The organism is Ornithinicoccus halotolerans, assembly GCF_009602535.1.
Taxonomy (GTDB): Bacteria; Actinomycetota; Actinomycetes; order Actinomycetales; family Dermatophilaceae; genus Ornithinicoccus; species Ornithinicoccus halotolerans.
Genome location: NZ_WIQI01000137.1, coordinates 1 through 5,840, shown reverse-complemented (window position 1 = coordinate 5,840; position 5,840 = coordinate 1). Strand labels below are relative to the sequence as shown.

Annotated in this window: 7 protein-coding genes and 1 pseudogene; 4 read left to right on the top strand and 4 right to left on the bottom strand. The window is 75.3% G+C overall.

All coding sequences use genetic code 11. The annotated features are described in order from the left end of the window. The 3 genes from GFJ45_RS14720 to GFJ45_RS14710 form a co-directional block, all read left to right on the top strand. Positions 1 to 460: glycosyltransferase (locus tag GFJ45_RS14720; RefSeq protein ID WP_153398525.1), on the top strand; the 460-nt coding region annotated here is incomplete at its 5' end. 8 nt (positions 461 to 468) lie between these two features. Beyond that, positions 469 to 1,161: an NUDIX hydrolase gene (locus GFJ45_RS14715; protein WP_194288701.1), complete on the top strand. Its 693-nt coding sequence runs from the start codon at positions 469 to 471 to the stop codon at positions 1,159 to 1,161. After that, positions 1,158 to 1,523 (top strand): hypothetical protein, encoded by a 366-nt coding sequence (locus tag GFJ45_RS14710; RefSeq protein WP_153398521.1) that lies wholly within the window; start codon positions 1,158 to 1,160, stop codon positions 1,521 to 1,523. The genes GFJ45_RS14715 and GFJ45_RS14710 overlap by 4 nt, the downstream gene beginning before the upstream one ends. Here the strand turns inward: GFJ45_RS14710 and GFJ45_RS14705 are convergent. The 3 genes and pseudogenes from GFJ45_RS14705 to GFJ45_RS14695 all read right to left on the bottom strand — a co-directional run. Then, entirely contained in the window at positions 1,492 to 1,935 is a 444-nt protein-coding gene (locus tag GFJ45_RS14705) for a hypothetical protein (RefSeq protein ID WP_153398519.1), read from the bottom strand. The two genes, GFJ45_RS14710 and GFJ45_RS14705, sit on opposite strands and share 32 nt — an antisense overlap. Then, on the bottom strand, positions 1,932 to 2,336 hold the full coding sequence (locus tag GFJ45_RS14700) for a hypothetical protein (RefSeq protein ID WP_153398518.1): 405 nt from the start codon (positions 2,334 to 2,336) through the stop codon (positions 1,932 to 1,934). Before GFJ45_RS14700 ends, GFJ45_RS14705 begins: the two co-directional genes overlap by 4 nt. Continuing rightward, positions 2,329 to 2,850, bottom strand: a pseudogene (locus GFJ45_RS14695) (N-acetyltransferase family protein); the annotation flags it as partial. The pseudogene GFJ45_RS14695 and the gene GFJ45_RS14700, both read right to left, overlap by 8 nt. A 47-nt stretch (positions 2,851 to 2,897) precedes the next feature. Between GFJ45_RS14695 and pcrA the strand changes: the two are divergent. Next, positions 2,898 to 5,354, top strand: coding sequence for a DNA helicase PcrA (pcrA, locus tag GFJ45_RS14690; RefSeq protein WP_153398516.1), 2,457 nt, complete (start codon positions 2,898 to 2,900; stop codon positions 5,352 to 5,354). A 27-nt stretch (positions 5,355 to 5,381) separates the two neighbouring features. On the opposite strand, the gene GFJ45_RS14685 is transcribed toward pcrA, so the two are convergent. Continuing rightward, a partial coding sequence (locus GFJ45_RS14685; protein WP_153398515.1) for a M23 family metallopeptidase occupies positions 5,382 to 5,840 on the bottom strand: 459 nt, incomplete at its 5' end.

Sequence of the window (5,840 nt, the reverse complement as noted above, 5' to 3'; positions counted from 1 at the left end):
CGCCCCGCCACGACGACGGAGGATCCCCGTGCGCGTGTTCAACTTCGCCGCAGGCCCTGCCACTATGCCGCTCGAGGCCGTCCACCTGCCAGGGCGGCTCGGGCCGGCCGCGCTGGCGGCGCTCTACCACCGGGCCGACGCCTACGTCGCCCCCACCCGGCTGGAGTCGTTCGGTATCGCGGCCCTGGAGGCACGGGTAGCCGGGCTGCCGGTCGCCGGGCTGGCCGACAGCGGGCTCGGGGAGTTTGTCACCGACGGCGTCCACGGCGTGCTGGCCCGCGACGACGCCGACCTGGCCGTCCGGCTGGCCGGTCTGCTCGCCGACCCGGCCGCGCTCGCGGCGATGGCCGAGCGCAACCGCACGACCGAACCTGACCAGGTGTGGGAGCGGGTCGTGCCGCAGGTGCGCCGGCTCTACCGCAGCGCTCCTCCGACCGGCCCCGAGCTCGGCGGCCGCTGATGCTGCGGGTGCGCGCCACCGACGACGGCGGGACGGTGCTGCTCGACGCCACGCTGGGGCACGGCAGCGACCCGCATCACCTGCTGTGGTCCCGCGGGCTGGAGCCGAGCTGGCGCGGCGCCCGCTGGGAGCCGGACGACCACGCGCCGGGCGGGCGGGTGCTGGTGCTGGAGTTCGCGGTGCGCCCGGCCCCCGCGCCGCACCCGCACCAGCGGATCGCCGGCTACGCGGTCGTGGTCGCCGACCTGGCGACGCTGGGCGACCTGGCCGGGGTCTCGGCCGGGGCCCGGTCGCGGCGGGGCCCGGCCGTGCTGCTCACCTCGCTGCGCGGCACCGCCCGCGAGGGCTGGTGGACGCTGCCGGGCGGCGGGCTGGAGCCGGGTGAGGACCCCGAGGCCGGCGTCCGGCGGGAGGTGCACGAGGAGACCGGGCAGCAGGTGGTGCTCGAGGCGCCGCTCGCGCTGCGCACGGCCCACTGGACCGGGGAGGCGCCCAGCGGCCGGTGGGAGGACTTCCACGCGGTGCGGATGGTGTGGCGAGCCAGCTGTCCGCAGCCCCGCCCGCTGCAGGTGCACGACGTCGGCGGCACCACCGACGAGGCGGCCTGGGTCCCGCTCGCCGACCTCGCCGACCGGCGGGTACTGGAGTGGGTGCACCCGCTGATCTCCCAGGTGAGCAGCGACCTAGGGTGGGGGCCATGACGCTGCTCTACGACGTCGTCGTGGTCCTCCACCTGCTCGGGATGGCTGCCCTCGTGGGCGGCTACCTCGGGGTGCTGGTGCGCCGCCCACCGGTGCCGGCTCCCGACCTGCTGATGGTGTGGGGCGCCCGGCTGCAGGTGCTGACCGGGCTGGCGCTGGTCGGGGTCGCCGAGGCGGCGCTGGACGGTGACGTCGACCACGCCCGGGTCGCGGTGAAGCTGGTGGTGGCCATCGTGGTCGCCGCGCTCGCCGAGACCGGCTCCGCCCGCGGCCGGCGCGGCGCCACCGTGTCCCCGGCGCTCCTCCACGGGGCAGGGGCGCTCGCCGTGGTCAACGTGCTGGTCGCGGTCCTCTGGGGCTGACCGGCCGGACCCGCCACAGCCACCACAGTCCCGCGACGGGCAGCACCAGCGGCACGTAGAGGTAACCGCGGCCGTAGCCGGACCAGACGGTGTCGTCGGGGAACGAGGCGGGGTCCAGCACGCTCCAGGTGCCCACGACCAGCACCCCGAGCAGCTCCACGCTGATGGCGACGAACGCCGCCGCCCACGCCGCGCGGCCCGGCAGCAGCAGGCAGACCGTGGCCAGCACGTAGACCGCGGCCGCCAGCGCGGACAGCCCGTAGGCGAGCGGCGCCTGCTCCCACCGGGTGGCGATCTGCAACGCCGCCCGGGAGGTCGCGCCGATGACGAAGACCACGTAGACGGCGATGATGAGCCGCCCGGGGCCGCTGCGGCGGTGGGCACGGCCCAGCTCCCGGCTGCTGCCGGTCATCCGCCGACCGCCGTGGTCGCGACGCCGTGCCAGACCTGCGACGCCCGCGCGCCCATGACCGCGACCGTGAACGCCGCGACCGCCAGCACGAACGTGCTCCACCGGCTCGGCTCGTCGCGTGCCCACGCCAGCGCCAGCGCCGGCACGAACAGCACCGTCACCAGGTAGGCCCACAGCTCCCACTCCGGGCCCACGGGCTCCTCGCCGCGGACGGTCCGCAGCACGTAGCCGAGCACCACGGCCGCCACGGTGAGCTGCACCAGCAACGTCCCGCCGACGGTCACCCGACCCGGGGCGCGGCCACGCAGCCCGGCGACCGCGCACACCCCCGCCACCAGCAGCCCGACCAGCAGGAGGGCGACCGTCCACGCGTCGAGGTAGGAACCGGAGCCCTCAGCCATCGGTCCCCCGCGCCCCCAGCGCCGCCAGTGGCTCCCCGGTCAGCCGCTGCGTGGTCCACTCCGCCATCGGCTCGGCCCCCAGGTGCCGGTAGACCTCCTGGGCGGGGGTGTTCCAGTCCAGCACGGTCCACTCCATCCGCGGGTAGCCGCGCTCGAGGCAGATCCGCGCCAGTGCCGCCATCAGGTCCCGGCCCAGGCCCCGGCCGCGGAACCCGGGGGAGACGTAGAGGTCCTCCAGCCAGAGCCCGTTGCGGCCGGTCCAGGTGGAGAAGGTCAGGAACCACACCGCGATCCCCACCACCTGCCCCTGCACCTCGGCGACGTGGGCCCACGCCGTCGGCCGCCCCTCCTCGGGGAACAGGCAGCCGGTGAAGTCCTCGACGGTGCCGGTGACCGCGTCCGGCTCCCGCTCGTAGCCGGCCAGCTCGCGCACGAGCCGCAGGATCGCGGGCAGGTCCTCGGGTGTCGCGGGGCGGATCACGCGCCAAGCGTATGCGGCCGGCGACCGCCCGCCTCGCCGTGCCCGGCCGGGTCGGTGCCGCGACCTACACTGGCTGCACGATGAGCAGTCTGTTCGACGACCTCGCCCTGCCCGCTCCCGGTGGTCGCGCCGGCCACCCCGAGGGGGCGGTGGACGACCGGGGGGTGCCGCTGTGGGCCACCTCGGGCGGGCCGGCCCCGGCGTTCGCGGCCGAGGCGTCGGCCGGCAGCCCGGACGCCGGTGAGGAGACCGGCCACCCGGGTGCGGTCTCCACCGCCGCCCTGCTCGCCGGGCTCAACGGCCCGCAGCGGGAGGCAGTCCTGCACGAGGGCAGTCCGCTGCTGGTCATCGCCGGTGCCGGCTCCGGCAAGACGCGCGTGCTGACCCACCGGATCGCCCACCTGCTCGCCGCCCGGGGCGTGCACCCCGGGCAGGTGCTGGCCATCACCTTCACCAACAAGGCCGCCGCCGAGATGCGCGAGCGGGTGGGCGGGCTGGTGGGCCCGCGCGCCAGGGCGATGTGGGTCTCGACGTTCCACTCCGCGTGCGTGCGGATCCTGCGCCGGGAGGCCAGCACGGTCGGCATGCGGTCCACGTTCTCCATCTACGACGCCGCGGACAGCCAGCGGCTGATGGCGATGGTGCTGCGTGACATGGACCTGGACCCCAAGCGCTACCCGGCCCGGGTCTTCACCAGCAAGGTCTCAGCGGCCAAGAACGAGCTGTTGGACGAGGAGACGTTCGCCGCCGGGGCGGGGGAGAACCGCTACGAGCAGGTGGTCGCGGAGGCCTACCGCCGCTACCAGGCGAGGCTGCGGCAGGCCAACGCGCTGGACTTCGACGACCTGATCGCCACCACCGTGCACATGCTGCGGGCCTTCCCCGCGGTGCGGGAGCACTACCGCCGCCGGTTCCGGCACGTGCTGGTCGACGAGTACCAGGACACCAACCACGCCCAGTACGCGCTGGTGCGGGAGCTGGTCGGGCACGCGGGCGACGGGCTGGACGTGCCACCGGCCGAGCTGGTGGTCGTTGGTGACGCCGACCAGTCGATCTACGCCTTCCGGGGCGCCACCATCCGCAACATCATCGAGTTCGAGCAGGACTACCCGCAGGCCCGCACCGTGGTGCTGGAGCAGAACTACCGCTCCACGCAGCGGATCCTGCGCGCGGCCAACTCCGTCATCGCCCGCAACGAGCAGCGCCGCGAGAAGCGGCTGTGGACCGAGTCCGGCGACGGCGCGCTCATCACGGGGTACGTCGCCGACGACGAGCACGACGAGGCCTCCTTCGTGGCCCGCACCATCGACCGGCTCGGGGACGAGCACGGCGTGCGGCCCGGTGACGTGGCGGTGTTCTACCGCACCAACGCCCAGTCCCGGGCGCTGGAGGAGGTGCTGGTGCGCATCGGCATCCCCTACAAGGTGGTCGGCGGCACCCGGTTCTACGAGCGGCGTGAGGTCAAGGACGCGCTGGCCTACCTGCGGGTGTTGAGCAACCCCGCCGACGACGTGAGCCTGCGCCGCATCATCAACGTGCCCAAGCGGGGGATCGGGGACCGCGCCCAGGCAGCGGTCTCGGCGCTGGCCGAGCGGGAGCGGGTCCCGTTCGTCGCCGCGCTCGGCCGGGCCGGGGACGCGCCCGGCCTGGCGCCCCGGTCGCTGGCGGCGTTGCGCGGGTTCACCGAGCTGCTCGAGGGGCTGCGGCAGGTGGTGGAGGACCCCGAGCAGGGGGTGGCGGACCTGCTGGAGGCGGTGCTGGACCGTAGCGGCTACCAAGCCGAGCTGCGCGCCAGCCACGACCCGCAGGACGAGACCCGGCTGGAGAACCTCGCCGAGCTGGTGGCGGTGGCCCGCGAGTTCGACGAGAACTATCCCGAGGGCACCCTCGTGGAGTTCCTCGAGCAGGTCTCGCTGGTGGCCGACGCCGACGACCTGCCCGAGGGCGACGAGGGTTCCGACGGCGGCGTGGTCACCCTGATGACGCTGCACACCGCGAAGGGGCTGGAGTTCCCCGTCGTCTTCCTCACCGGGCTGGAGGACGGCACCTTCCCGCACCAGCGCTCGCTGGACGACCCGGTGGAGCTGGAGGAGGAGCGCCGGCTGGCCTACGTCGGCATCACCCGCGCCCGCGAGCGGCTGCACCTGTCACGGGCGGGGACGCGGGCCGCGTACGGGGCGCCGCAGTTCCACCCCCCGTCCCGGTTCCTCGACGAGATCCCCGCCGACCTGGTCGAGTGGGAGCGCACCGACCGTGACCGGGTCAGCGTCGCCGGGCGGCCCAGTGCCGCCTCCTCGGTGGTCCGGCTGGACCCGCGCGGTTCCGGACCGGGTCGCGGGCCGCGCCCGGCCGCCGGTGCCCAGTCCCGGGCGCCGCTCTCGCTGGCGGCCGGTGACCGGGTCACCCACGACACCTTCGGGCTCGGCACGGTGGTGCGCACGGAGGGCTCGGGGGAGCGCACCCTGGCGCACGTCGACTTCGGGACCGTCGGGGTCAAGCGGCTGCTGCTGCGGTTCGCGCCGCTGGAGAAGCTGTAGCGGCCCAGCCGCACCCGCGGGTGCCGGTCAGGGCGCGACGCCGCGGGCGGACAGCCACGGCAGCGGGTCCACCGCGACCCCATCCAGGCGCACCTCCAGGTGCAGGTGCGGGCCCGTGGAGCGGCCGCTGTTGCCCACCGCCCCGAGCCACTGGCCGGTGGCCACCCGCTGGCCGGAGGCCACCCCCACCTGGGACAGGTGGCCATAGACGAGGAGCGTCCCGTCGTCCAGCCGGACCCGCACCTGGTAGCCCAGCCCGGTGGTCCACCCGGTCATCTCGACGGTCCCGCCACCGACCGCCCGGACCGGAGCACCATAGGTCGCCCCGTAGTCGATGCCGCTGTGCAGCCGGCCCCAGCGGTAGCCGTACCGGGAGGTGAGCGAGCCGGTCACCGGGGTCGCGAAGCCGGTCGGCGAGGCGGTCTGCTCCACCTCCGGGGCGGCGCCGCGCTCGCCGTGGCGGCTCGGGCCGGCGCCGTCCCGCCG